The sequence below is a fragment of the Pseudomonas sp. C11 genome (genome assembly GCF_034683865.1).
In the GTDB taxonomy this organism is placed as follows: Bacteria; Pseudomonadota; Gammaproteobacteria; order Pseudomonadales; family Pseudomonadaceae; genus Aquipseudomonas.
In genome coordinates, this window is record NZ_JAWIIP010000002.1 from 382,498 (window position 1) to 408,213 (window position 25,716).

At 63.3% G+C, this 25,716-nt stretch carries 22 protein-coding genes; 14 read left to right on the plus strand and 8 right to left on the minus strand.

Going from position 1 to position 25,716, the window contains the following annotated elements; translation table 11 throughout:
* Positions 1-6 precede the first annotated feature (6 nt).
* The 7 genes from VC352_RS04830 (at position 7) to VC352_RS04860 (ending at position 8,021) form a co-directional block, all read left to right on the plus strand.
* The gene (locus VC352_RS04830; protein WP_322978448.1) at positions 7-399 is read left to right on the plus strand and encodes a VOC family protein; all 393 of its coding nucleotides are present in this window, start codon (positions 7-9) and stop codon (positions 397-399) included.
* A gap of 682 nt (positions 400-1,081) precedes the next feature.
* Complete coding sequence (locus VC352_RS04835; RefSeq protein ID WP_322978449.1) at positions 1,082-2,107, plus strand: hypothetical protein; 1,026 nt, start codon at positions 1,082-1,084, stop codon at positions 2,105-2,107.
* A gap of 147 nt (positions 2,108-2,254) precedes the next feature.
* Positions 2,255-2,671, plus strand: coding sequence for a GFA family protein (locus tag VC352_RS04840; protein WP_322978450.1), 417 nt, complete (start codon positions 2,255-2,257; stop codon positions 2,669-2,671).
* Complete coding sequence (locus VC352_RS04845; protein ID WP_322978451.1) at positions 2,668-3,243, plus strand: hypothetical protein; 576 nt, start codon at positions 2,668-2,670, stop codon at positions 3,241-3,243. The genes VC352_RS04840 and VC352_RS04845 overlap by 4 nt, the downstream gene beginning before the upstream one ends.
* 89 nt (positions 3,244-3,332) lie before the next feature.
* Positions 3,333-4,175 carry an EamA family transporter gene (locus tag VC352_RS04850; RefSeq protein ID WP_322978452.1) on the plus strand — a complete coding sequence of 281 codons (843 nt, stop codon included), beginning with the start codon at positions 3,333-3,335 and terminating at the stop codon, positions 4,173-4,175.
* A gap of 446 nt (positions 4,176-4,621) precedes the next feature.
* On the plus strand, positions 4,622-7,105 hold the full coding sequence (plsB, locus tag VC352_RS04855) for a glycerol-3-phosphate 1-O-acyltransferase PlsB (RefSeq protein WP_322978453.1): 2,484 nt from the start codon (positions 4,622-4,624) through the stop codon (positions 7,103-7,105).
* A 202-nt stretch (positions 7,106-7,307) separates the two neighbouring features.
* Positions 7,308-8,021: a serine protease gene (locus VC352_RS04860; RefSeq protein WP_322978454.1), complete on the plus strand. Its 714-nt coding sequence runs from the start codon at positions 7,308-7,310 to the stop codon at positions 8,019-8,021.
* Between the two features lie 311 nt (positions 8,022-8,332).
* Here the strand turns inward: VC352_RS04860 and VC352_RS04865 are convergent, their stop codons facing one another.
* The 5 genes from VC352_RS04865 to VC352_RS04885 all read right to left on the minus strand — a co-directional run bounded on the left by VC352_RS04865 (position 8,333) and on the right by VC352_RS04885 (position 13,449).
* The gene (locus VC352_RS04865) at positions 8,333-9,940 is read right to left on the minus strand and encodes a malate:quinone oxidoreductase (protein ID WP_322978455.1); all 1,608 of its coding nucleotides are present in this window, start codon (positions 9,938-9,940) and stop codon (positions 8,333-8,335) included.
* A gap of 293 nt (positions 9,941-10,233) precedes the next feature.
* The gene (locus VC352_RS04870) at positions 10,234-10,917 is read right to left on the minus strand and encodes an LrgB family protein (protein WP_322978456.1); all 684 of its coding nucleotides are present in this window, start codon (positions 10,915-10,917) and stop codon (positions 10,234-10,236) included.
* The gene (locus VC352_RS04875) at positions 10,914-11,270 is read right to left on the minus strand and encodes a CidA/LrgA family protein (protein WP_159973168.1); all 357 of its coding nucleotides are present in this window, start codon (positions 11,268-11,270) and stop codon (positions 10,914-10,916) included. The genes VC352_RS04870 and VC352_RS04875 overlap by 4 nt, the downstream gene beginning before the upstream one ends.
* Positions 11,267-11,785: a DUF934 domain-containing protein gene (locus VC352_RS04880; protein ID WP_322978457.1), complete on the minus strand. Its 519-nt coding sequence runs from the start codon at positions 11,783-11,785 to the stop codon at positions 11,267-11,269. The genes VC352_RS04875 and VC352_RS04880 overlap by 4 nt, the downstream gene beginning before the upstream one ends.
* Positions 11,782-13,449, minus strand: coding sequence for a nitrite/sulfite reductase (locus VC352_RS04885; RefSeq protein WP_322978458.1), 1,668 nt, complete (start codon positions 13,447-13,449; stop codon positions 11,782-11,784). Before VC352_RS04885 ends, VC352_RS04880 begins: the two co-directional genes overlap by 4 nt.
* Positions 13,450-13,791: 342 nt before the next feature.
* Between VC352_RS04885 and ccoG the strand changes: the two genes are divergently transcribed.
* The 3 genes from ccoG to ubiM all read left to right on the plus strand — a co-directional run bounded on the left by ccoG (position 13,792) and on the right by ubiM (position 18,185).
* Positions 13,792-15,204, plus strand: a complete 1,413-nt coding sequence (gene ccoG / locus VC352_RS04890) for a cytochrome c oxidase accessory protein CcoG (RefSeq protein ID WP_322978459.1) — start codon at positions 13,792-13,794, stop codon at positions 15,202-15,204.
* 166 nt (positions 15,205-15,370) lie between these two features.
* Positions 15,371-16,783: a GntR family transcriptional regulator MpaR gene (gene mapR, locus VC352_RS04895; protein ID WP_322978460.1), complete on the plus strand. Its 1,413-nt coding sequence runs from the start codon at positions 15,371-15,373 to the stop codon at positions 16,781-16,783.
* Between the two features lie 229 nt (positions 16,784-17,012).
* Positions 17,013-18,185 (plus strand): 5-demethoxyubiquinol-8 5-hydroxylase UbiM, encoded by a 1,173-nt coding sequence (gene ubiM, locus VC352_RS04900; RefSeq protein WP_322978461.1) that lies wholly within the window; start codon positions 17,013-17,015, stop codon positions 18,183-18,185.
* A gap of 4 nt (positions 18,186-18,189) precedes the next feature.
* Here ubiM and VC352_RS04905 read toward each other — a convergent pair whose 3' ends face one another.
* The 3 genes from VC352_RS04905 to VC352_RS04915 all read right to left on the minus strand — a co-directional run bounded on the left by VC352_RS04905 (position 18,190) and on the right by VC352_RS04915 (position 21,385).
* The gene (locus tag VC352_RS04905) at positions 18,190-18,855 is read right to left on the minus strand and encodes a TIGR04211 family SH3 domain-containing protein (RefSeq protein WP_322978462.1); all 666 of its coding nucleotides are present in this window, start codon (positions 18,853-18,855) and stop codon (positions 18,190-18,192) included.
* Positions 18,856-19,057: 202 nt separating this feature from the next.
* Complete coding sequence (locus tag VC352_RS04910; protein WP_322978463.1) at positions 19,058-20,413, minus strand: EAL domain-containing protein; 1,356 nt, start codon at positions 20,411-20,413, stop codon at positions 19,058-19,060.
* Positions 20,414-20,485: 72 nt separating this feature from the next.
* Positions 20,486-21,385: a LysR family transcriptional regulator gene (locus tag VC352_RS04915; protein ID WP_322978464.1), complete on the minus strand. Its 900-nt coding sequence runs from the start codon at positions 21,383-21,385 to the stop codon at positions 20,486-20,488.
* A gap of 101 nt (positions 21,386-21,486) precedes the next feature.
* On the opposite strand from VC352_RS04915, the gene VC352_RS04920 reads away from it, so the two are divergent.
* The 4 genes from VC352_RS04920 (at position 21,487) to VC352_RS04935 (ending at position 25,716) form a co-directional block, all read left to right on the plus strand.
* Complete coding sequence (locus VC352_RS04920; protein WP_322978465.1) at positions 21,487-22,350, plus strand: MBL fold metallo-hydrolase; 864 nt, start codon at positions 21,487-21,489, stop codon at positions 22,348-22,350.
* Positions 22,347-23,039: an SDR family oxidoreductase gene (locus tag VC352_RS04925; protein ID WP_322978466.1), complete on the plus strand. Its 693-nt coding sequence runs from the start codon at positions 22,347-22,349 to the stop codon at positions 23,037-23,039. Before VC352_RS04920 ends, VC352_RS04925 begins: the two co-directional genes overlap by 4 nt.
* Before the next feature lie 230 nt (positions 23,040-23,269).
* Complete coding sequence (locus tag VC352_RS04930) at positions 23,270-25,048, plus strand: acyl-CoA dehydrogenase C-terminal domain-containing protein (RefSeq protein WP_322978467.1); 1,779 nt, start codon at positions 23,270-23,272, stop codon at positions 25,046-25,048.
* Between the two features lie 128 nt (positions 25,049-25,176).
* A complete protein-coding gene (locus VC352_RS04935) occupies positions 25,177-25,716 on the plus strand; it encodes a chalcone isomerase family protein (protein ID WP_322978468.1) in 540 nt (179 codons plus the stop codon).

Genomic DNA, 25,716 nt, shown 5'->3' on the forward strand with positions numbered 1-25,716 from the left:
GGCGCCATGCTCGACCACATTGGCTTGACCGTTAGCGACATCGAGCAGAGCAAGGCGTTCTATACGCGCGCGCTGGCACCAATGGGTTTTCAACTGCTGACTGAAATACCCGTCTCGCTTTCCGGTAGCAAAGACTTCGCAGGCTTTGGCGAACCACCCAAACCAGAGTTCTGGATCAGCTCCGGCACACCTAACACCCCAGCCGTTCACGTCGCCTTTCGCGCCAGCACTCGCGCGCAAGTCGATGCCTTTTATGCTGCGGCGCTGTCGGCAGGTGGCCGCGACAATGGCGCTCCAGGCATTCGCCAGCATTACCACCCTAATTACTACGGCGCGTTCGTCCTTGACCCGGACGGACACAATATCGAAGTGGTGTGCCACGCTCCGGAGCCCCGATGAGGTAAGTGCATCCCCGCGCTTGCCGAGCCCAACTCAGCCGTCTGCCGATAGCACTGAAAGCGGAGATTGCATTTTGCCCACTCGGCATAGACAGCTTCGATACGGATGGAATAGTTTCTGACTCGAATCTGCTGACGCAATCGATCCAGCAGCTTGGGCTTGCCGTCGTCCATATCGCGCTTCTCCTTGGGTGCTACCGCGCTTGCTGCAACGCTCTCCAAGCTGACAAGAACTTGCAAGGCGACAAAGAAGAGTAGGCGACAGTTGTAGTGAGCAAACGCGACAGTAATGTCGCCTAATTAATAGTTAGGTATCACATGGAATCGTGGCGTCCTTTAATTTTCCGACTAGCCAGTTCATTGGCTTACGCATCTGTTTTTCCAATCACCAATTTGCTCGGCGGTGAAATCATGTTATTAGGCATACTTGTAAGCATCCCTTTTATGCCTATCGCCTGGATGACTGGTTTATTTTTCGTACAAATGTTTGACTCCGAAACTGCATATTTACCAGGCGCATCTTTTGCAATTTTTGTTCAATTTTTTGCACTCGCATGCTGGGTTGCTAGCGGTAGAAAGCCCGAGTCAAATACCTAACTAGCGGCTCAAATCGCTCGCATCGCTCACTGGAGCAGGCTAAAGCTCTCCTCCTCAACCAAACGTTAGACACATAGGGATATACCGTGGCAACAGTAAACTTTCCGAGCAATTGCAACGAACAAGCAATATTTAAATTTTGTACCGAGGTGGAAGGACACGCAGGCGTAGAGGAGCTTTTGATTGACTTCTCGTCCATGGGGCGAATTGAACCATTTTCGATGGCCTACGTAGCTAAGCACATAAGAGACTTCAATCGAAACAATAAAAGCACAACAGTTCGCTGCACGGGCCACAAGAATAAAGAATACGCTGCCAACATGGCTTTTTTCAGAGCATTTGGACTAAAGCACGGACGAGAGCCAAACTGCAAAGATGGAAATGAGAGCTTTGTACCGTTCACAATTTTGCGTATTCAAACCATTATTGACGAGGCATCCAAGGAGTGGAAAGAAGCCCAAGATATTATAGAAATACGTTCAGAACGCTTGGCAAAAATACTCTCCAGGAAAGAAAGCGGAAACTTAGTAGACGCACTTACTTTTTCAATAAGAGAGATAATGCGAAATGTTTTAGAGCACAGCCAATCTCGCAGCATAGAGTATTGCGCTCAATTCTGGCCGACATATAACAAAGTAGAGATTGCCATCATCGACAATGGCATTGGCTTGAGACAATCCCTCTCGACCAACCCCTTCATTCAAGTTCAATGCGACTCAGACGCCATTCAGCAAGCACTAATGCCTGCCATTTCTAGCAAGAATTTTAAAGGAGCGAATATCAATAGAAACAACCCATGGCACAACTCGGGTTTTGGCCTCTACATGATCAGCCGAATTTGCAGGCTTGGTGGAAGCTTCTTAATTTGCAGCGGCGATCACGGAATAGCATTAAATGAACAAGGGAAGCAGCATATTAATTTAGGACACAAGATCAGTGGCACTGCCGTTAGAATGGTTCTAAACACTAGCAAGCTTACAGATCTGAGCCAAATGCTTACCAAATTCAGAGATGATGGCTATGAAATAGCAAAAGAGATTAAAGGCGTAGGCATGTATACCGCCTCTGCTGCATCCCAAATGCTATCAAGGGACTTCAAGAACCAAGCCTAACAAATGCATATGGACTCCCCACAAGTAGTGAGAAATAGAAAAACGGGACGGACTTATTCATTACAAAAGCTACAACCCGCTTGTATATCGGCCATAAACTCCCGACTATCTCTGCTACCCCCTTTCCACCAGTCCCAGGTAGATCCCATGAAAGTCCACGGTAGCTGCCACTGCAATCAGATCCAGTTCGAAGCCGAGACCGATCCGGCCTTGGTCAGCATTTGCCATTGCAATGACTGCCAGAAGCTCACCGGTACGGCGTTTCGCCTGTCTACACCAGCGTTGCCAGGCACCTTCCAGTTGCTCACGGGTACGCCGAAGGTCTATGTGAAGGTGGCCGAGAGCGGCTCGCGGCGCGCCCAGGCATTTTGCGGCGATTGCGGCTCGCAACTGTTTACCTACGATGCGGACAATCCGGTGGCGTATGGCCTGCGCGTCGGTGTGCTGGACGAGCGTCGGCAGTTGCCGCCAACCTGGCAGAAATGGTGCGAGGCGGCCCTGCCCTGGACGCAGGACATCTCGGGGCTGGAACAGGCGCCGCAGAACCAGCGCACACGCAAATGACCGCGCGGCTCCTGCATGTGATGCCCACCGAGCGCTGGCACCTGGTGCTGGTGTTCGCTGGTGCCTCTCCTCGCCTGCTCGACCTCGGCCCGCTGCGTGAACAGCGTAACTGGCCGCTGCTGGCCTATCCCAACCACTACAAGCATGTGCGTATCGATGGTCAGCGCCTGTACTGGGCGCCGGGGATCGAGCTGGATGCTGCCGAGGCCTTCGCGCTTTCCACGCCCCTGGCCCAGGCGGAACTGGAGCATCAGGTGTTGCGGCTGGGCTATCGCAACCAGGCGCCGACAGCGGAACACCCTTCGCATCACGTTTACTGCATCTACCTCTATCCGTTCCGGGGCAAGCCTTTCGAGGTCGGCGAGTCGATTGGCGGCGGCCATATGGAGCGTGGTGGGTCGGTATCCCTGAATCTGCAGGAGCTGCGTGCCCGCGAGAACTGGCAGATGGACTTCGAGTTGGCCGGCTGCGGCTGGGCTGTCGATTCGATCACAGCGGCAGACGATAAGGCCGCGCTGCTGCAAGCGCTGGTGGTGGAAGTCTGTCGCCGGGCAAAGGACTCGGACAGCTGACGACGCCAGGCTGGTCGCGGTCGACGCTGTGTTGCGGATAGACTCGCGGGCAAACACGCCATCCCTGCTCACCACCACCGAGGCCCGCCTTGGATACCACGGTCTTTCTCGCCGTTATCGCTGCTGCCGCCCTGCATGCCGGTTGGAACGCCCTGCTCAAGATCGGCCTCGACCGCTTCCTCACCGCCACCCTGATCCAGATCGGCGCCGGCCTGGTGGCGCTCTGCGCGCTGCCGCTGGTGGCGCTGCCGCAGACCTCGGCCTGGCCGTGGATCGCGCTGTCGGCGCTGCTGCATATCGGCTACAACTTCTTCCTCGCCCGCGCTTACCAGTACGGCGACCTGGGCCAGGTCTACCCGATTGCCCGGGGCAGCTCGCCGCTGATGGTCGCCCTGCTCTCGCTGCTGTTCTTGCACGACGGGCTGGGCACTCTGCAATTGCTGGGGTTGCTGGTGCTGGTTACGGGCATCTGGCTGATGGCCCTGCGTGGCGGCCAGCACAAGGCGCCGCAGGGGGCGATGCTGTTCTGCGCGTTGATGACGGCGCTGTTTATCGCCGGCTATACCCTGAGCGATGCCATGGGCGCACGCAGCAATGGCGATGCGCTGAGCTATTCGTTGTGGCTGTTCAGCGTCAATGGCGTGGTGATGGCCGTGGTATTGGCCGTCAGCCGTGGGCCACGCGCCTTCCTCGCGCTGGGCCCGCATTGGCGTGGGGGATTGGCCGGCGGGGCGATGTCGATGGCGGCTTACAGCATCGTCATCTGGGCGATGACTCAGGCGCCAGTGGCGCTGGTGTCGGCTCTGCGTGAGACCAGCGTGGTGTTCGCCGTGCTGCTGGGGATGGTGCTGCTCAAGGAGAGGTTGCGGCCGATTCGCCTGGTGGCGTGCGTGGTGATCGCATCCGGCGTGGTGGTGATGAAGTTGGCGTGAGGGATTGCGGTGGCACAGGTGGTGGGCTGAAGCCCACCCTACGCCCTGCAGCAAAGTCGCAGCGAGTGCTTGGCTGAAACGAATCGCTGCCCGGCCCAGGCTGCAAGGACACCTGTAGGAGCGAGCTCTGCTCGCGAATCCCCAGGCAAAAAAGCTTCGCGAGCAGAGCTCGCTCCTACATGAGCCTGAACGCTACCCGCACGGTAGGAAGCGGTTCGCGTCATGGCAACGGCCTGACTCGGCATTCCGTTCGGGAACCCCAGACCCGCTTTGCAGTTCTGTTGAGCAACGGGTGCTGAGTCGTTGACCGTTTTTTCGTCATACGCCGCCGTCATGCTGGTCGGGCTGGGCGGCTGCAGGCGAGAGTTTTTTGCCCGCCAGACGCGGCTTGCGGCACACTAGCGCCCTTCCCGAGCATGCGCTCGTTTAACTGCCCAAGAGTTCGTATGACCCGTTCCCCCTTCCGCCGCATGGCCTTCAGCGCGCTGCGCCGCCTGCTGTACCTCTGGGTACGCTCGGAAACCATCAACCAGTCCGCCTTCACCCTCAGGCTCGACCGCAGCAAGCCGGTGTTCTACGTGCTGCAGCAGCCCTCGGTGAGCGATCTGGCGGTGGTCGACCGCGAGTGCACCAAGGCCGGCCTGCCGCGCCCGGTATTGCCAGTGGCCGTCGGGGAGCATATCGAGCCCGCCGCCTTCTTCTACCTGACACCGGAGCCGGACTGGTTCGGCCGTCAGGATAAGCGCGGCATCTCGCCGACCCTCGATCGCGTGGTCACCGCCCTCAGCCAGCATGCCGTAGACGACGCGCAGATCGTGCCGGTCAGCGTGTTCTGGGGGCAGTCGCCGGATCGCGAGACCAGCCCCTGGAAGCTGCTGTTCGCCGATAGCTGGGCCGTCACCGGGCGCCTGCGCCGGCTGATCAGCATCCTGATTCTCGGGCGCAAGACCCGCGTGCAGTTCTCCACGCCGATTCACCTGCGCGAGCTGGTCGAGCAGGACAAGGGCCAGGAGCGCACCCTGCGCATGGTGCACCGCATCCTGCGTGTGCACTTCCGCAACCAGAAGGCGGCGGTGATTGGCCCGGACGTGTCGCACCGACGCAACCTGGTCAAGGGCCTGGTGCACGACCCGATGGTGCGTCAAGCGATTGCCGAGGAAGCCGAGCGCGAGAAGATCAGCCTGGAGAAGGCCGAAGCTCAGGCACTGCGCTATGGCAACGAGATCGCCTCGGACTACACCTACACGGTGATCCGCTTCCTCGAACTGGTGCTGAGCTGGTTCTGGAACAAGATCTACGACGGCATCAAGGTGCACAACGTCGATGGCGTGCGCGACATCGCCCAGGGCCACGAGGTGATCTACGTGCCCTGTCACCGCAGCCACATCGACTACCTGCTGCTGTCCTACCTGCTGTTCCGCAACGGCCTGACGCCGCCGCATATCGCCGCCGGCATCAACCTCAACATGCCAGTGATTGGCGGCCTGCTGCGCCGTGGCGGCGCCTTCTTCATGCGCCGCACCTTCAAGGGCAACCCGCTGTACACGGCAGTGTTCAACGAATACCTGCACACCCTGTTCAGCAAGGGCTTCCCGGTCGAGTACTTCGTCGAGGGCGGCCGTTCGCGCACCGGGCGCATGCTGCGGCCGAAGACCGGCATGCTGGCCATCACCCTGCGCAGCTTCCTGCGCAGCCACCGCCTGCCTATCGTCTTCGTGCCGGTGTACATCGGTTACGAGCGCGTGCTGGAAGGCCGCACCTACCTGGGCGAGCTGCGTGGCGCGAGCAAGAAGAAGGAGTCGATCTTCGACCTGTTCAAGGTGCTCGGCGCGCTCAAGCAGCGCTTCGGCCAGGTCTCGGTGAACTTCGGCGAGCCGATCAAGCTGGCTGAATTCCTCGACCAGCAGCAACCCGGCTGGCGCCAGCAGGAGCTGGGCCCGCAGTACCGCCCTGTCTGGCTCAATGAAACCACCAACCGCCTGGGCGAGCGCGTGGCGCGCCACCTCAACGAGGCGGCGTCGATCAACCCGGTCAACCTGGTGGCCTTGGCGCTGCTGTCCACCAGCAAGCTGGCGCTGGATGACCGCGCCCTGGCCCGTGTCCTCGACCTGTACCTGGCGCTGCTGCGCGCTGTGCCCTACTCCCCGCACACCACATTGCCGGAAGGCGACGGCGCGGCGCTGATCGAGCACGTCAAGGGCATGAATCTGCTGGCCGAGCAGAAGGATGCACTGGGCAAGATTCTCTATCTGGACGAGCAGAATGCCGTCCTGATGACCTACTACCGCAACAACGTGCTACATATCTTCGCCCTGCCGGCGCTGCTGGCCAGCTTCTTCCAGAGCAGCGCGCGGATCAGCCGCGAGCAGATCCTGCGCTTTACCGGCGCGCTGTATCCCTATCTGCAGTCCGAGCTGTTCATCCGCTGGGAGCCGAGCGAGCTGGAAGGCGTGATCGACCAGTGGCTGGCGGCGTTCGTCGAGCAGGGTCTGCTCAAGGTCGAGGGTGACGTGTACGTGCGCCCGGCGCCCAGCTCGCGCCAGTTCGTGCTGCTGACCTTGCTGTCGCGCTCGGTGGCACAGACCCTGCAGCGCTTCTACATGGCCATCGCCCTGCTGCTCAACGCCGGGCAGAACGCGATCAGCGCCGAAGAGCTGGAAGACCTGTGCACGGTCATGGCCCAGCGCCTGTCGATCCTGCATGGTCTGAACGCGCCGGAGTTCTTCGACAAGAGCCTGTTCCGCCACTTCATCCAGAGCCTGCTGGATCAGGGCGTGCTGCGCCAGGACGAAGCCGGCAAGCTCAGCCATCACCCGCTGCTCAGCGAACTGGCCGAAGGCGCCGCCAAGCGCGTGCTGCCGGCGGAGATTCGCCTGTCGATCCGCCAGGTGGCGCTGGATCGCAACGAGGATGAACCGGCTAGCGTATGACGCGGATGGAATTTAACCCACCACGGGCTGGCAGCGTGGTGGGCTGAAGCCCACCCTACGAAGCTGTAGGGTGGATCGGGGCGCGTAGCTGTCGCTTTTTACATCCACCGTGCCAGCTCGATGCGCCAGGCGCGAATAAAGACGAACCAGTCACGCGCCTGGCAGTCATTGGATAAGCCCATACCGGCAGGAGGCCGCGACCATGATCGATTCCCTGATGCTCAGCGCAGCACGCATTACCACGCTGGCGGCTGGGCAGATACTGACCAACGCCAGCGGTTTCTTCTTCCGCCGTGAAGGCCGCCTGTATCTGGTCACCAGCCGCCACGTCGTTCTCGACGAGCCCAGTGGCCACCAGCCGGACAGCCTGCAGATCGAACTGCATACCGATGCCGACAACCTGGCCAGCACCGTCAGCTTCGCCATCCCGCTGTATGACGGCGAGCAACAGCTGTGGCGACAAGGCATGGATGGCGCGGGCGAGATCGATGTGGCGGTGATCGAGCTGGATCAGGCCGCTCTGCCCTGCAACGGCGCCTACCAGGCCTTCACCCCGCAGCACCTGCTGCAAGCCGACGAGCATGTGGAAATCGGCTCGACGCTGCTAGTGGTCGGCTTCCCGCTGGGCTTTCAGGACACCCTGCACCGCATGCCGGTGGCACGCCATGCCGGGCTGGCCTCGTCCTTCGGTTTGCGCTTCCACGGGCTGGGCTACTTCTTGACCGATGGCCGCACCCATCGCGGCCTCAGCGGCGCGCCGGTGGTCAAACGCGCCAACATCAACAGCGAACTGCCGTGGACGTTGCTGGGCATCCACTCCACCCGCCTGCTGGGCAACCGTGACGAGGAACAGGACGAAGCACTGGGCCTGAACTGCACCTGGTATGCCGATATTCTGATGACGCTGACGGAATAACCGTATGACCTCATGCCAAAAATGTCGCGGCTAAAGCCCCTCCCACAGGCACGGTGGGATCTGTGGGAGGGGCTTCAGCCGCGACTGGGTATGGGCATGTCCACGGGTTGCGACTGGGCTACGGTACTTGCATGCAAGCCGGTGCCTTGGGCGGACAAAAAGATCGCGGCTTAAGCCGCTCCTACAAGTATTCCCCCGCCCCGTAGGAGCGGCTTCAGCCGCGAAAGCTCCAGCTCACGAATTTCAGCCGCCCAATAAAAAACCCGCCGTGCGCATCACGCAGGGCGGGTTTCTCTACTGCGCCGGACGCCTTACAGGGTCACGGCTTTCGGCTCAGGTTCGGCAGCCACTTCTACGTCCGGCGCCACTTCGACATGCAGCAGGCCAAGACGCTCGCTGCTCCACTGACGGATGCGGTTGGTCAGTTCCAGGTCATCGTTCAGCTTCTGCCCGTAGGACGGGATGATCTCCTTCAGGCGCGCCTGCCACTCGGGGGTGGCGACCTTGTCGGCGAAGGCCTTCTCGATCAGGTGCAGCATGATCGGTGCGGCGGTGGAGGCACCCGGCGAAGCGCCCAGCAGCGCGCTGATGCTGCCGTCGGCGGAGGTCACCACCTCGGTGCCGAACTGCAGCACGCCACCCTTCTCGGCGTCCTTCTTGATGATCTGCACGCGCTGACCGGCATCGAGCAGTTCCCAGTCTTCGTCACGCGCCTGCGGGAAGTATTCGCGCAAGGATGCCATGCGCTCTTCCCGGCTGAGCATCAGCTGGCCCATCAGGTAGGTGCTCAGCGACCAGTTGTCCATGCCGGCGTTGACCATGGGCATGAAGTTGTCGGTGGTCATGGCGCTGAACATGTCGAGCAGCGAGCCGTTCTTGAGGAACTTGGTGGAGAAGGTGGCGAACGGGCCGAACAGCAGCACGGTCTCGCCATCGATCACGCGGGTGTCCAGATGCGGCACGGACATGGGCGGCGAGCCGACCGAAGCCTTGCCGTAGACCTTGGCCAGGTGCTGGGCGACCACGTCCTGATTGCGGGTCATGAGGAACTGGCCACCGACCGGGAAGCCGGCGTAGCCCTCGGCTTCTTCGATGCCGGATTTCTGCAGCAGCTTGAGTGCGCCACCACCGGCGCCAATGAAGACGAAGCGGGCGTTGACGGTCTGCTCGACGCCACCCTTGGCCAGGTCGGCCACGGTCACGCGCCAGGTGCCGTCATCGTTGCGCTGCAGGTCACGTACTTCGTGCTCCAGATGCAGGCTGGCCTTGTCCTTGCCGATCAGCGAGTCGATCAGCTGGCGGGTGATCTCGCCGAAGTTGACATCGGTACCGATGGCCATGCGCGTCGCCGCGACCTTCTGCTGCGGGTCACGGCCTTGCATGATCAGCGGCACCCACTGGGCGATCTGCGCGTGATCCTCGCTGAACTCCATGCCACGGAACAGATTGCTGTGCTGCAGCGCGGCATGGCGCTTGCGCAGGTACTCAACGTTCTCTTCACCCCAGACGAAGCTCATGTGCGGGGCATTGTTGATGAAGCTCTTGGGCTTGCTCAGCACCTCGCGCTCGACCTGGGTAGCCCAGAACTGCTTGGAGATCTCGAACGATTCGTTGATGACGATGGCCTTGCTGATGTCGATACCGCCGTCGGCGGTTTCCGGCGTGTAGTTCAGCTCGCAGAAGGCCGAGTGGCCGGTACCGGCGTTGTTCCAGGCGTTGGAACTCTCGCCGGCGACACGGTCGAGACGCTCGTAGATGTCGATGCTCCAGTCAGGCTGCAGCTCGTTGAGGTACGTGCCGAGGGTGGCACTCATGACACCAGCACCAATCAGTACGACATCGACGGTTTTCTCGGGCTCCTGGGGTTTGGAGCAACCGATGACGCTGAGGCAGAGCAGCGTCAGCAGGATTTTCTTCATGGGACAGTCCAGTGTTGTCGCACGGCGATGAGCCATGCAGGCAAGGTTTCGAGTAGCAGCCGTATGGGCCGCTCATGGGCGATAGCCGCAGGTCTGCGGCGCGGCGGGAGGAAGGGTGCTTCAGGCCTCTTGATGGGCGTACTCCAGCGCGCCGCGGGCTAGAGCAAGTTACGTGCCGCTGAAAGGTTTCAGCTGTACTTTCGCGGCTTTCTGCAGCAGGCCTCAGGAGAATCTGGCGAGAACTCGCCAGATACCTGAGCAGCAGCCATGGTAGGTGGCGGGATTTCGCCCGCTCAAGCCAGCAGCAGCGGCAAGAGCAACGCCGTGATGATCCCCAGCAGGCTCATGCCCAACGCCGCGAAGGCGCCGCACTCCTCACCTTCCTGCAGGGCGTGGGCGGTGCCGATGGCATGGGCGTTGATGCCATAACTCAGGCCACGAGCGGCTGGATGATCAACCCCTGCCCAGCGCAGCAACAGCGGTCCCAGCGCCGTGCCGATCACCCCGGTGAGCATCACCATCACCGCTGCCAGCGACGCCACACCGCCGATCTGCTCGGCCACCGGCATGGCAATCGGCATGGTGACGAACTTCGGCGCCAGGCTCATCACCACACTCCAGTCGGCGCCCAGCACCCAGCCGATGGCCAGGGTCAGCGCCACCGACAGCACGCCGCCGGCACAGAGGGTGATCAGCACCGGCCAGAACAGTTGGCGAATGCGCGCGATGTTGTGCTGCAGCGGCACGGCCAGGACGATGGTGGCCGGCCCCAGCAGCCAGGCGATGGGCTCGGCGCCGGCGCGGTAGGTGGCGTAGTCGACACCGCAGGCCAGCAGCGTGCTGACAATCAGCACCACGGACACCAGCACCGGTTGCAACAGCAACCAGCCGCTGCGCCGATAGAGCCAGGCAGCGATGAGAAAGGCCGCCAGGGTCAGCGCGATGGCGAACAGCGGATGTTGAGTCAGCGCGCTCATCGCTTGCGCTCCTGGCGGCGGATCAAGGTTTGCAGCAACCAACCGCAGAACGGCACGGTGATCAGCAGCGACAGCACCAGCGCGGTGGCGATCACCGGCAGCTCGGCGAGCAGCAGGTCACCGCTGGTCATGATGCCCGAGGCTGGCACGGCCAGCAGCAGCGGCAGGAATGGCAACAAACCGCCCGCTGCCTGTTGCAACGGCTCGGGCACGGCGCCGCGCCACATCAGCCACACCGACAGCAGCAACAGACCGATGATGGCAGCCGGCAGCATGGGCAACAGCCAGTGATTGAGCACGACACCCGCGAGCTGCAGCAGCACCAGCCAGAACAGGCCGCGCAGCAGCGTCATAGCGACTCCTCCTTGAGCCGTCCGCGCCGGAACAAGGGACGCGGCTCGATGGCCGAGCGGCCATAGAGCACGCTCAGGCCGGCCAGCCCCTTGAGGGCGTCCTCCACCGACTTGTCGGCGCGCACGGCAAAGGCATCGAAGCCGCACTGGCGCATATGTGCCAACTGGTCACGCAGCACGTCACCTACCGCGCGCAACTCGCCGCGCCAGCCCAGGCGGGTGCGCAGCAGGTACGCCTGGCTGTAGCCACGGCCATCGCGGAAGCTGGGAAAGTCGATGGCGATCAGCGGCAGGCTGGCGAGAAACGGCTGCAGCGCTTCCGGCTCGTCATCCACCTGCAGCAGCAAGCCGTCAACACTCGTCGCCCTGCCCTCCAACACCTCGGCGGATTGCCGTTCGCGCCAGGCGGCAAGGGGCAGGATCAGCGGCGCGCCGCTCTCTTCGCCCTGCAGTTGCCAGGGATCGTCGTCGACGATGCAGGCCTGGCCCTCGACCAGGCGTATCAGGTTGTTCATGCCACCTCCTCGCGGCGGTACACGCGCTCCTTGAACGGCTCCAGGCCGATGCGCTGGAAGGTGTCGAGAAAGCCCTCGCCCACCTCGCGATAGTCCACGTATGTGCCGACGATGCGCTCGATCACCTCGGGCACCTGCTCGGCGGCGAACGACGGGCCGATCACCTTGCCCAGCGCCGCCTGCTGACCCTGGCTGCCGCCGAGGGTGAGTTGGTACCACTCGCTGCCGTTCTTGTCGACGCCGAGGATGCCGATGTTGCCGATATGGTGATGGCCGCAAGCGTTCATGCAGCCGGAGATGTTCAGGCTCAGCTCGCCCAGATCATGCAGGTAGTCGAGGTCGTCGAAACGCTGCTGAATGGCCTGAGCAATGGGGATCGACTTGGCATTGGCCAACGAGCAGAAGTCACCACCGGGGCAGGCGATGATATCGGTCAGCAGGCCGGCGTTGGCGGTGCCCAGGCCGGCTGCCTGGGCCTCCAGCCATAGCGCATGCAGATCGGCCTTGCGTACGTCAGGCAACACCAGGTTCTGCTCGTGGGCGATGCGAATCTCGCCGAAACCGTAGCGCTCGCTCCATTCGGCCACGGCCTGCATCTGCTCGGCGGTGACATCGCCAGGCGGCGCGCTGATACCGGGCTTGGTCGACAGCACCACGCTGACGTAACCCGGCACCTGATGCGCCATGACATTGCGCGCGACCCAGCGGGCAAAACCGGCGTCGCGCGCCAGATGGGTGCCGAAGTCCAGATCGGTCTGCGCCAGCAAGGCGTAGGCAGGTCGACGGAAGGAGGCGGCAACACGCTGATACTCGTCCTCGGTCAACTGCGCCGGGCCGTCCTTGATCATCTGCCATTCGCGCTCCACTTCGGCGGCGAAGGCCTCGATGCCCAGGGCCCTGACCAGGATCTTGATGCGCGCCTTGTACTTGTTGTCGCGCCGGCCATGGCGGTTGTACACGCGCAGAATGGCTTCGACGTAGGACAGCAGGTCGCGCCAGGACAGGCCCTCACGCAGTGGCTGGGCGATGATCGGCGTGCGCCCCAGACCGCCGCCGACCAAGACGCGCAGCAGCAGCTCGCCAGCAGCGTCGCGGTAGACCTGCAGGCCGATGTCATGCACCTGCACCGCTGCGCGATCCTGCTCGGCGGCACACAGGGCGATCTTGAACTTGCGCGGCAGGAAGAGGAATTCCGGGTTGACCGTCGACCACTGGCGGAGGATCTCGGCCAGCGGACGCGGGTCAAGGTACTCGTCGGCGGCGACACCGGCGAAGGCTTCGGTGGTGATGTTGCGCACGCAGTTGCCGGAGGTCTGGATGGCATGCATGTCGTGATCGGCCAACCAGTCGAGGATATCCGGCACGCGCTCCAGCTCGATCCAGTTGAACTGGATGTTCTGCCGCGTGGTGAAGTGGCCGTAACCGCGGTCGTACTCGCGGGCGATATGCGCCAGCGCGCGCATCTGCCTGGCCGACAGGGTGCCGTAGGGGATGGCCACGCGCAGCATATAGGCATGCTTTTGCAGGTACAGGCCGTTCTGCAGGCGCAGCGGCAGGAACTCCTCCTCGCTCAGCTCGTCGGCCAGGCGCCGCTGTACCTGGTCGCGGAACTGGGCGACGCGCTCGCGCACCAGCGCGCGGTCATAATCGTCGTATTGGTACATGCAGGCATGCCTCCTGATCACGGGGCGTCGACTATGCCTGCCAGGCGTGCGCTGAAAACAGCGCCAGAAAAGCCTTAAAAAAGCGGATCAGATGGGTGCAGCAGTGACCTGTACAGGTCACTGATTGGCGTGGCGCGATGTCGCAGGGCGGCCTCTGTATCGCCAACTAGCAAAGCTACAGGCGCCAGACAGGGCGCGGCTTGGCGAGCCGTCTGACACCACCCCCTGCGCTCGTCTCAGCCATCTGATCTGCTTTTTTATCGAAAACCTGAGTCTGTTTTGCAAACAGCCCCACTCGGATCATGCAGCCAGCCTGAATAAACGCCTGATGAGGGCAACGCCATGACCGATCTGATCCCCGTGCGCAGCGTCGAGACCCTCGACCCGAGCAAACCCATCCGCCTGACACCGGCCCAGGCCGGCGGCCCGATCCATACGCGCAGCTTCACCGGGCGCTTTCGCAACCTGCGCCTGCTCGGCGCCGGCCTGCTGTTTTTGTTGTTCTTCGGCACCGCCTGGCTCGACTGGAATGGCCGCCAGGCCGTGCTCTGGGATCTGGAGAACCGCCAGTTCCACATCTTCGGCGCGACCTTCTGGCCACAGGATTTCATCCTGCTCTCGGCGATCCTGATCATCGCCGCCTTCGGCCTGTTCTTCATCACCGTGCTGGCTGGCCGCGTCTGGTGTGGCTATGCCTGCCCGCAGAGCGTGTGGACCTGGGTGTTCATGCGTGTCGAGCAGATCACCGAGGGTGACCGTGGCCAGCGCATCAAGCTCGACGCCGCGCCCTGGTCGCTGCAGAAACTGGCCCGGCGCGGCGCCAAGCATGGCCTGTGGCTGGCGGTGAGCCTGCTCACCGCACTGGCCTTCGTCGGCTACTTCACCCCGGTGCGCCAACTGACGCTCGATCTGGCGACCCTTGAAGTCGGCGCCACCACGGCGTTCTGGGTGCTGTTCTTCACCGCCGCTACCTATATCAACGCCGGTTGGCTGCGCGAGAAGGTGTGCCGCGACATGTGCCCCTATTCGCGCTTCCAGAGCGTGATGTTCGACAGCGATACGCTGGTCATCTCCTACGACGCAGCCCGTGGCGAGAACCGTGGCCCACGGCGCAAGGACGCCGACTACAAGGCCGAGGGCCTGGGCGATTGCATCGACTGCACGATGTGCGTGCAGGTCTGCCCAACCGGCATCGACATCCGCGACGGCCTGCAACTGGAGTGCATCGGTTGCGGCGCCTGCGTCGATGCCTGCGACAGCATCATGGATAAGCTCGGCTATGCCCGCGGCCTGGTGCGCTACAGCTCGGAGAACGAGCTGGCCGGCGGCAAGACCCACTGGTTGCGCCCACGCCTGATCGGCTACGCGGCGATGCTGGCGGTGATGATCGGCGCCTTCGTCTGGGCGCTGGCCGAGCGCCCGCTGATTTCCCTCGACGTGACCCGCGACCGTGGTCTGTTCCGCGAGAACGCCCTGGGTCAGATCGAGAACATCTACAGCCTGAAGATCATCAACAAGACCCAGCAGCCGCGCAGCTATGCCATCGCCCTGGTAGAGCCCGGTGACTTCGAGCTGCACGGCCCGCGCACGCTGAACCTGGCACCGGGCGAGATCCGCGATTTGCCGGTCAACGTCGCCCTGACCACCTCCAGTAACGGCGCCAGCACACGCACGGTGGAATTCGAGGTGAACGATCAGGCCAACCCGGACAGCCGCGTCAGCACCCAAAGCACCTTCCTCGCACCGCTGCGTTGAGGCCTTTAGCCCGGATGCAATCCGGGGGCTCTGTGCCCGTTCCCCGGATTGCATCCGGGCTACATCCGCCATCCCCCTCCTGAACGATTCACGAGGCACTGCCATGTCTGCCGCTCACCCCGTAAAGTGTTCGCCCATACCCTTTGCGGCGGTGAACCAGGACAGGATGAAACGCTACGAGAAATTCGCCGACGAGATCGCCGAGCTGATCCGCACCGGCGTGCTCGGCCCCGGTGAAAAAGTGCCGTCGGTGCGTCATGCCAGCCGTACCTACGGCGTCAGCCCGTCCACCGTGTTCCAGGCCTATTACCTGCTGGAAGACCGTGGTCTGATCCAGGCGCGCGCACGTTCCGGCTACTTCGTTCGCGAGCACGCCAAGCGCCCGCTGCACGAACCGGAGCTTAGCGCCCACGCAGCCCACACCACCGAGGTCGACGTCAGCGAGCTGGTGTTCTCCGTGCTCGCCTCGCTGAAAGACCCACACACCGTGCCCTTCGGCTCGGCCTTCCCCAGCCCCGATCTGTTCCCCCTGCCGCGCCTGGCCAAGAGCATGGCGCACGCCCTGCGCAGGCTCTCGCCGCACGAGATCATCGCTGACATGACCGCTGGCAACGCCGACCTGCGTCGGCAGATCGCCCTGCGCTACATGGTCAGCGGCGTGATGCTGCCGATGGAGGAACTGGTGATCAGCAACGGCGCCATGGAGGCGCTCAACCTCTGCCTACAGTGCGTCACCCAGCCGGGCGACCTGGTGGCCATCGAGTCGCCGACCTTCTACGCCTGCCTGCAGGTGCTGGAACGCCTACAGCTCAAGGCGGTGGAAATTCCCGTGCACCCGCGCGAGGGCATCGACCTGAAGGCCCTGGCGGAAAGTCTCAAGCAACTGCCGATCAAGGCCTGCTGGTTTATGAGCAGCCTGCAGAACCCGTTGGGCGCGAGCATGAGCGAGGAGAAGAAGCAGGCGCTGTACGAGCTGCTGGTCGAGCATCAGGTGCCGCTGATCGAGGACGACGTCTATGCCGAGCTGTACTTCGGCAGCCACCCGCCCAAGCCGGTGAAGAGCTTCGACCGCGACGGCCTGGTGATGCATTGCAGCTCGTTCTCCAAGAGTCTGGCGCCGGGTTATCGCATCGGCTGGGTGGCCGGCGGGCGCTATGCCGAGCAGATCGCCCGGCTCAAGCTGATGACCACCATCTCCCCTTCGGTGCCGGCCCAGGCCGCATTGGCCGACTACCTGCAGCACGGCGGCTACGACCGCCATCTGCGCAAGCTGCGCCATGCCCTGGAAATGCAGCAGAGCGCCATGCTCGCCTCGGCTGCCCGGCACTTTCCCGCCAGTACGCGGGTCACACGGCCAGCCGGCGGCTACTTCCTCTGGTTCGAGTTCCCCGAGCGCCTGGACTCGCTGCAACTGCTGCGCCTGGCACTGGCCCAGGGCATAAGCCTGGCGCCAGGGCCGATCTTCTCCGCCAGCCAGGGCTTTCGCCACTGCGCGCGGCTGAACTACGGCCACCCATGGAACCCACGCAGCGAACAGGCCATGGAAGTGCTGGGGCGCCTGGTGGCCGGGTTGTTATAGCCCGGAACAAGCGCTCCATTTCCTGTCGCGGCTAAAGCCCCTCCCGCAAATCATCTGCGCCTGTAGGTAGGAGCGGCTTTAGCCGCGATTCCTAACCATGATCCCGGACAATATCAGGCACTACCTGCCGGCCTAGACTCGCCCTTCCGAGTTCACGTAGGGCGGGTGCAACCCGCCAGCCTCGTGGCGGGCTTCGCCCGCCCCACCAACCCGCACGGAGAGCTGCAGCATGTCCCCCGATATCGTCATCGTCGGCGCCGGCCCAGCGGGCCTGTGCCTGGCGCGCGCCCTGTCCGGGCACGGCCTGTCCATTCTCGTGCTGGAGCGCCAGGCCGAACAAGCCGTGGCGGAGCCGGCTTTCGACGGCCGTGAGATCGCCCTCACCCATGGCTCGCAGGCGCTGCTCGAACGCCTCGGGCTGTGGGCGCGCCTGCCCGCTGAAGAGGTCGCCGTATTGCGCGATGCCCAGGTGTTCAACGGTCCGTCACTGTTCGCCCTGAAGATCCGCGCCGAACAGGCTGGGGCCGAGCGCCTCGGCCATCTGGTGGCCAACCAGGCGATCCGCCGCGCCGCCTATCAGGCCGTGAGCGACTGCGCCGATGTGCAACTGCTGTGCGAAAGCAGCGTGCGTACCATCGAGCACGGAGAGAGCAAGGTGAAACTGCTGCTGCACGACGGCCAGGTGCTGCAACCGCGCCTGCTGGTGGCTGCCGACAGCCGCTTCTCCGAAACCCGCCGTCAGCTCGGCATCGGTGCGCAGCTCAAGGACTTCGGCAAGACCATGCTGGTGTGCCGCATGCAGCACGAGCAGGATCACCAGCAGGTGGCCTGGGAGTGGTTCGGCTACGGCCAGACCCTCGCCCTGCTGCCCCTGAATGGCCGGCAGTCGTCCACCGTGCTGACCCTGCCGCCACGCGAGATCGAGCGCCTGCAGAAGCTGGACGAAGCCAGCTTCGCCCGCGAGATGGAGCAGCGCTTCGACCGCCGCCTGGGCGCCATGCAACTGGTCAGCGCTCGCCATGCCTACCCGCTGGTAGGCGCCTATGCGCGGCGCATGGTCGGCAACCGCTGCGCCCTGCTCGGCGATGCCGCCGTGGGCATGCACCCGGTCACCGCGCATGGCTTCAACTTCGGCCTGATCGGCGTGCAGCTACTGAGCGACGCCCTGCTGGCGGCTCATGCCAAGGGCCAGGACATCGCGGCAAGCTCCGCCCTGGCGCGCTACGAGCGTCAACTGCGCCTGGCCACCTGGCCGCTGTACCAGGCCACCAACCTGCTGGTGGAGCTGTACACCAACGACCGCCTACCCGCGCGCCTGCTACGCGGCGCCGGATTGCGCGTGGCACAGGGCCTGCTGCCGCTGAAGAAAGGCATCGCCCGTCATCTCACAGCCAGCGCCTGAGGCGTCAGACCCACTGGTCGTTACGCTTGCGGCGCACGCGCAGCATGGTCGGCAAGATCAGCCCGAGCAGCAGGCCAGCACCGGCGATACTGCCGCCATAGGCCATGTAGCGCATCAGCACCTGCTGCTGCTCGTTACCCAGTTGCGCCTGGGCATCACGCAGTTGCGAACGGGTGGTGGTCAGCTCGGCATCCAGCGCACCACGAGCGGCCTGCAACTCGTCGATCAGTTGCTTGCGTGAATCCAGGGTTTCCTGCATGCCCTGCACGCGCGCCTTCCAGGCATCGTCGATGCCCTTGAGCTCGGCCGTCAGGTCGGCGACCTTCTGCTCCAGTTGCGGCAGGCGCTCGGCCTGACCCGGCACCGATTGCAGGTCGCGGGTGGGAATCCAGACAGCATCGCCGTTCTCGCTGCGCACCTGGCTGTAATCGCCCTGGGAACGTAGCAGCGTCACTTTTTGCCCGGAGACCAGGGTACCAACGATGCGATAGCCATCGGTCGGGCCACTGCGTACGTAGGTGTTGAGGCTGTCGCTGACCCAGCGCTGATCGCTGGCGGCTTCTTCGGCGTGCAAGGGTGCAGCACAGAGCAGGCTGCCAAGCAGGCAGGCGCCCAGCAAGCGGGACGGTGTCGGAGTATGGCGAACGGAAAGCGGGCGGGATAAGCGCATAGGAAATCTTCGACTGGCAATGGTACGAAGCCCGACTGACGGGCGTGACAGAGGAAGGCCAACAGGTTGAATACAGGATCGCCACCGAAAGCTGCAAAATGACAGCAAATGGCCATTAAATCCCGCCCTGACAAGCCAACAGCAGACAGACCCTGGCAGGCCGCTGCGAGTTCAGTCGAAGCGCAAATGGAGGATGGACGGTTCAGCCGTTATGGCGCTGAACGAAGTGACAGAAGTCTTCGAAGGGCATCGGCCTGCCCAGCAGATAACCCTGGAACTGGTGGCAGCCGTTATCGTTGAGGAAATGCAGCTGCGCCTCGGTTTCCACCCCCTCGGCGATCACCGTCATGCCCATGCTCTGGCCGAGGGCGATCACGGTACGCACGATGGTTTCGCTGTTGGCATCGGTGGGTACGTCGCAGATGAACGAGCGATCAATCTTCAGCTTGCTCAGCGGCAAGCGCTTGAGGTGGCTGAGGGAAGAAAACCCGGTACCGAAATCATCCAGGGAGAAACGCACGCCACGCTCGACCAACGCCGCCATCTTGCTGGTGAGATCCTCCATGTCCTGCACGATCAGGGTTTCGGTCAGTTCCAGTTCCAGGCGCCGTGCGTCGATAGCATGGCGCTGGATCAGGTCGAGGATCTCGGCGACGAAACTGGCCTGGCCGGCCTGCTTCTGGCTGATGTTCACCGCCAGGCTGAGATCCTGGTAGAGCGGATCGTCCTGCCATTGGCGCAGGCGTGCGGCGGTCTGCTCCAGTACCCACTGGCCGATGGCAATGATCAGGCCGGTCTTTTCCGCATGATCGATGAACTCGCCCGGGCCGAGCAGCCCCCGTTGCGGGTGCTGCCAACGGATCAGCAGCTCGGCGCCGAGTACCCGATTGTGGTCGTCCAGCTGCGGCTGGTAATAGAGCACGAACTGTTGTTCACGCAGAGCGGCCTGCAGGTCGCGATCCAGCCCGGAACGCTCGGCAGTGTCGGTCTGCAGGATGTGCAGGAGCATGAACAGCATGGCCATGGCCGCCGCGCCCTGTAGCCAGGAGCCGAACGCACGCACCTCGTCGGGCAAGGCGTAGGCCAGGGTCGGCGACCAGTTAGAGGCGCCCAGCGCCAGAAACAGCACGAAGCAGAACAGGCACATGCCGTAGCGCAGCCACAGGGCTTCATCGCGGAAGGCCATCAGCGCGGCAACCGCCACTGGCAGCAGGTACAGGTGGGTCGCGCGTGGCGCGGCTGCCGTCTGCGGATCGAGAAACAGGGTCGAGCCGACGATGACCAGAATCAGCGCGGCGAACATCACCAGGTTGGCGCCGCGTACCCGGTTCTTCAGGGTCAGGATGAAAACGGTCACGCCACTGGCAATGAGCGCCACATCCATGACCACGATGGGCCAATAACCCCGGACAGCGAAGAACAGACCCCAGCTCAGCCCTACCAGTGGCATCACCAGGCTGGCCAACAGGCGCATGCGCCGCTCCCGGCGCTGACCGATCAGCGCGAGATCCGGGGCATTCCAGAGCTGGCGAATACGTTTGAGGAAACTGGCGAGCATGGAGGTGATATCCGATATGCCATCACCTTCATTCTCGAAGGTCGCTGGCCGAATGCAAGTATGGCTGGTGTTTCAGGGTTGCCAGTGTGCCTCGCTGGCCAGGCGTTCGGCGATGAAATCCAGCAACAGGCGCATCGCCGGCAGCATCTGCCGCCGCGTGCCGTAGAGAGCGTGGATGCCCAGTTCCGGCGGACGGTAATCCGTCAGCAGGCGTACCAGGCGTCCCTCGCGCAGCAGTCTGTCCACGGAGTACAGCGGCTGCAGGCTGATGCCGCTGCCAGCCAGGGTCGCCTCCAGCAATACCATCGACTCGTTGGCACTGAGGCTGCCGGCTACCGAAACGGCGCTCATCTCGCCCTGATGCTCGAACTCCCACAGGCTGCGGCCGAAATAGGCGTAGGCCAGGCAATTGTGCCGGGCCAGATCCTCGGGCCGCTGCGGCGTGCCGTGCCGCGCCAGGTAGGCCGGGCTGGCGCAGACCACCGAGCGGCATACGGCCAGGCGTCGGGCGATCAGATTGGGATCGAGCTGGTTGGTGATGCGCAGCGCCAGATCGATGCGCGCCTCCACCAGATTGACCGCTTCGCTGCCGACCAGGAGATCGACGCTGACCTGCGGATAACGCTCGGTGAAGGCCTGCAATGCATGCACCAGCCAGGCCTGAGCGAAGGACTGGCTGCAGGTCATGCGCAAGGTGCCGCGTGGCGTATCGTCCGCGCTCTGACCCAGCGCCTGCATGCGCTCGGCCAGCGCCAGCATCTCGCGGCACTGCGGCAGCATCTGCTCGCCGGCCACGGTCAGGCTCAGCTTGCGCGTGCTGCGGTGCAGCAGGCGCACGCCGGCCCAGCCTTCGAGCTCGGCCAGGTAACGCGACACCATCGCCCGCGACATGTCCAGCGCATCGGCAGCAGCGGTCTGACTGCCCCGCTCCACCACCTCGACGAATACCCGCGCTGCCGTCAGTCGATCCATGATTCGCTCGATTCATGCAATGAAGATGGCCAGCTTACGGGGCTTTTCGCTCGCCGGGTAGCGCATAGGATGCAGCCACCCTCACCTGCCTGGAGATCGTCATGTCCCTCGCCACCCGCCTCATCGCCGGCATCGGCCTGCTCGCCGCCGCCGGCAGCGCCCTCGCCCAGCCGCTCACCATGGAGACCTACAACCCGCGTGAAAACGCCGTCTTCCCGGTCAGCTCGACGCTGATCACTGGCACGAAGGATGCCATTCTGGTCGATGCGCAGTTTTCCAATACAGAAGCCCAGGCGCTGGTCGAACGTATCCGGGCCAGTGGTAAGCGCCTGACCACCATCTTCATCAGCCATGGCGACCCGGACTATTACTTCGGCCTCGACGTGCTGACCCGCGCCTACCCCGAAGCCAAGGTGCTGGCCACCCCGGCCACCGTCGCCTACATCGAGAAAACCCGCGCGCCGAAGCTGGCCTACTGGGGGCCGATCCTGAAAGACAGCGCGCCGGCCCGCACCCTGGTGCCGCAGGCGCTGCAGGGCAACCTGCTGGAGCTGGAAGGCCAGCGCATCGAAGTGGTCGGCCATGATCCGCAGCACACCAGCCTGTGGATTCCCAGCATCAAGGCCGTGGTCGGCGGCGTGCTGACCAGCGCCAATATCCACCTGTGGGTCGCCGACGCGCAGAGCGTCGAGGCACGGCAGGACTGGCTGAAGTCGCTGGACGAACTCGAAGCCCTGCAACCGACCACGCTGATCCCCGGTCACTATCTCGGTGAACCGGCGATGAACCTGGCCGATCTGCATTTCACCCGCGACTACCTGCTGGCCCTGGAGCAGGAACTGCCCAAGGCCAAGGACAGCCAGGCGCTGATCGCGGCGATGAAGGCACGTTACCCTAACCTGCAGGATGACAGCAGCCTGGAACTGAGCGCCAAGGTGCTCAAAGGAGAAATGCAGTGGCCATGAAACGCCAGATCCTGATTTGCGGCGCCTCGCGTGGGCTGGGCCTCGGTCTGGTGCGTGCCTTTCTCGATGCTGGTTGGCAGGTGCACGCCGTGGTGCGCGAGCTGCGCCCGGCCAGCCCGCTGGAGGCACTGAACACGCAGTATCCCGAAGCACTGCAGGTGATCGTCTGCGACCTCGACCGACTTGACGCCTCCTGCACCCTCGGCACCGCCCTGGCAGGCAAACGCCTGGACTGCGCCCTGTTCAATGCTGGTGTCTACGGCCCGGTGCATCAGGATCCACGCCAGGCCGAGGCCGACGACATCGCTCAGTTGTTCGTGAGCAATGCCATCGCCCCCATCCGCCTGGCCCAGCAACTGGCCGAGCAGGTGGTCGACGGCGGCGTGATCGCCTTCATGAGTTCGCAGATGGCCAGCCTGGAACTGGCGCGCGCCGCCGAGATGCCGCTGTACGGCGCCAGCAAGGCCGCGCTGAACAGCCTGTTACGCAGTTGGCAGGCGCAGATGCCGCAACTGCCCTGGAGCCTGCTGGCCCTGCATCCCGGCTGGGTACGCACCGACATGGGTGGCGATGCCGCGCCGTTGAGCGTGGAGCAGAGCGCCAGCGGCCTGCGCGACGTGATCATTGCCCAGCTAGGGCGTGGTCAGTGCGCCTTTCTCGACTACCAGGGCCAAGCCCTGCCCTGGTAGACCCGCCTCGCAAACCGCGCCCGGCAACGTCGGGCGCTTTGCTATCTGCCCCTGCAAAAGCTGTACAAGCCGTACAACCTGCACTGTAAAACTTCAGCCTCGGCTAGCGGATATCAGTTGGGCGAACCTGTTTTATCGGCAATAACACGCCGAGGGGGTTGCAAAACGACGCGCATAGCTATACAAAAGCTGTACACAAAAAATCCTTGTACAGCTTTGAGTGAATCGCCATGCCGTCATACCGCGCCCCGCTTCGTGACATGCGCTTCGTTTTCGAGGAAGTGCTCGATGCCTACACGACCCTCCAGGCTCTGCCCGAGCATCAGGAGCTCAGCGCTGACCTGGGTGGTGCGATCCTCGAAGAAGCGGCCAAGCTGGCCGAGAATGTCCTGGCGCCGCTCAATGGCCCGGGCGACAAGCAAGGCTGCCAGTACGATCCGCAGACTCACTCGGTACGCACCCCGGAAGGTTTCAAGGCGGCTTACAAACAGTTTGCCGAAGGTGGCTGGACTGCTCTGGCCTGCACCCCGCAATTCGGCGGTCAGGGCCTGCCCCACGTGCTCAACATGCTGGTCGAGGAGATGACCTGCTCAGCCAACCTGTCGCTGGGCATGTATCCGGGGCTGACCCATGGCGCCATCAACGCCCTGACCAGCCACGGCACGCCTGAACAGCAGGCGCAGTACCTGCCGCGCCTGATCAACGGTGAGTGGACAGGCACCATGTGCCTCACCGAACCGCAGTGCGGTACCGACCTCGGCCTGATTCGCACCCGCGCCGTGCCTCAGGCCGACGGCAGCTACGCCATCAGCGGTACCAAGATCTGGATTACCGGCGGTGAGCACGATCTGGTCGACAACATCGTCCATCTGGTGCTGGCCAAACTGCCGGATGCGCCGGACAGCGTGAAAGGCATCTCCCTGTTTCTGGTACCCAAGTTCCTCGAGGACGGCAGCCGCAATCCGGCCTTCTGCGGCGGCCTGGAACACAAGATGGGCATCAAGGGCTCGGCCACCTCCGTGATGAACTTCGAAGGCGCCAAGGGCTGGCTGATCGGCGAGCCGAACAAGGGCCTGAGCTGCATGTTCACCATGATGAACTCGGCGCGCCTGATGGTCGGCATGCAGGGTTTGGGCGTAGCCGAAAGCGCCTACCAGATCAGCCTCGGCTTCGCCCGCGAACGCCTGCAGAGCCGCTCCATCTCCGGGCCGAAAGCCGCCGACAAGCCGGCCGACCCGATCCTGGTGCATCCGGACGTGCGGCGCATGCTGCTGCGACAGAAAGTGATGATCGAAGGCTGCCGCGCCCTGGCCTATTTCACCGGTCTGCAACAGGACATCGCCCATGGCGCTGAGGACGCCGAAGCGCGCAGCCGTGCCGACGACCTGGTGCAACTGCTCACGCCGGTGGTCAAGGCCTTCCTCACCGATGAGGGCTTCACCTGCGCCAACGAAGGCCTGCAGGTGCTGGGTGGTTCCGGCTTCACCGAGGACTGGGGCATCGAACAACTGGTGCGTGACAGCCGCATCACCCGCATCTACGAAGGCACCAACGGCATCCAGGCGCTGGATCTGGTCGGCCGCAAGCTCGCCCTCGGCGGCGGTCGCGCGGTACGGGCCTTCTTCGCCCTGGTCGATGGCTGGCTCAAGGCCAACCCCGAAGCGCCGCACGTGGCGGCCGTTACCCAGACGCTGCGGCAACTGCAACAGGCCACCCTGTGGCTGGCCAGCGAAGGCAGTAAGGATCCGGAACAGGCAGCCGCCGCTGCCACGCCCTACCTGCGTCTGTTCGCCCTGAGCAGCCTGGCCTGGCTGTGGTCGCAGCAGGCTCAGGTTGCCCAACGGCAACTGGATGCCGGCAGCGCGGAAACCCATTTTTATTCGGCCAAGATCAAGTCGGCCGACTTCTTCGTGGCTCGGGTGCTGCCCGAGACCGAAGCCCTGCTCAACGAAATCAAGGCTGGCAAAGCCAGCCTGATGGCCTTCACTGAAGAGGAGTTTGCTGCCTGACGCCGGGCAGCCTCGACAAGCTGCGCAATCCGACAACCCACCACTCCCCCTTTTTGGTTGTCGGATTTTTTTATTCTGTGGTCGTGACCCGCAGCGGTCACGACCACCCCGCATCGGAGGGAAGGAACATGGCGACGCCTGCATTGCGCCTGTGTTCAGCCTGCCTGCTCAGCCTGGTACTGGTTCTGCCGGTGCAGGCCAACAGCCAGGGCTGGCGTGAGCAGTTGCCGCAAGCCAATCTGGTGGGCAGTGGTGATTTCAGCTGGTTCGGCTTCTCGGTCTACAACGCCAAGCTATGGAGCCCATCACCGCAGGTGGATTTCGCGGAGCCTTTCGCACTGGAGCTGACCTATCGCCGCAGTATCCGCCGCGAAACCCTGGTCGAGACCAGCCTCGACGAGATACGCCGCATCGACGTCAACGCCCTGCAAGGCGAACGCGAGGTGCAATGGGCCCGGCAGATGAGCAAGGCCTTCGTCGATGTAAGTGACGGCACGCGCATCACCGGCGTGTACCTGCCCGGCAAGGGTTGCCAATTCTATGTCGACGGCAAGCTGCAGCATGAGGTCGACGACCCGGCTTTCGCCCGTGCCTTCTTTTCCATCTGGCTCGATCCGCAGACCCGCAGTCCGAAACTGCGCGCAGCGCTGCTCGGGCTCAACCCATGA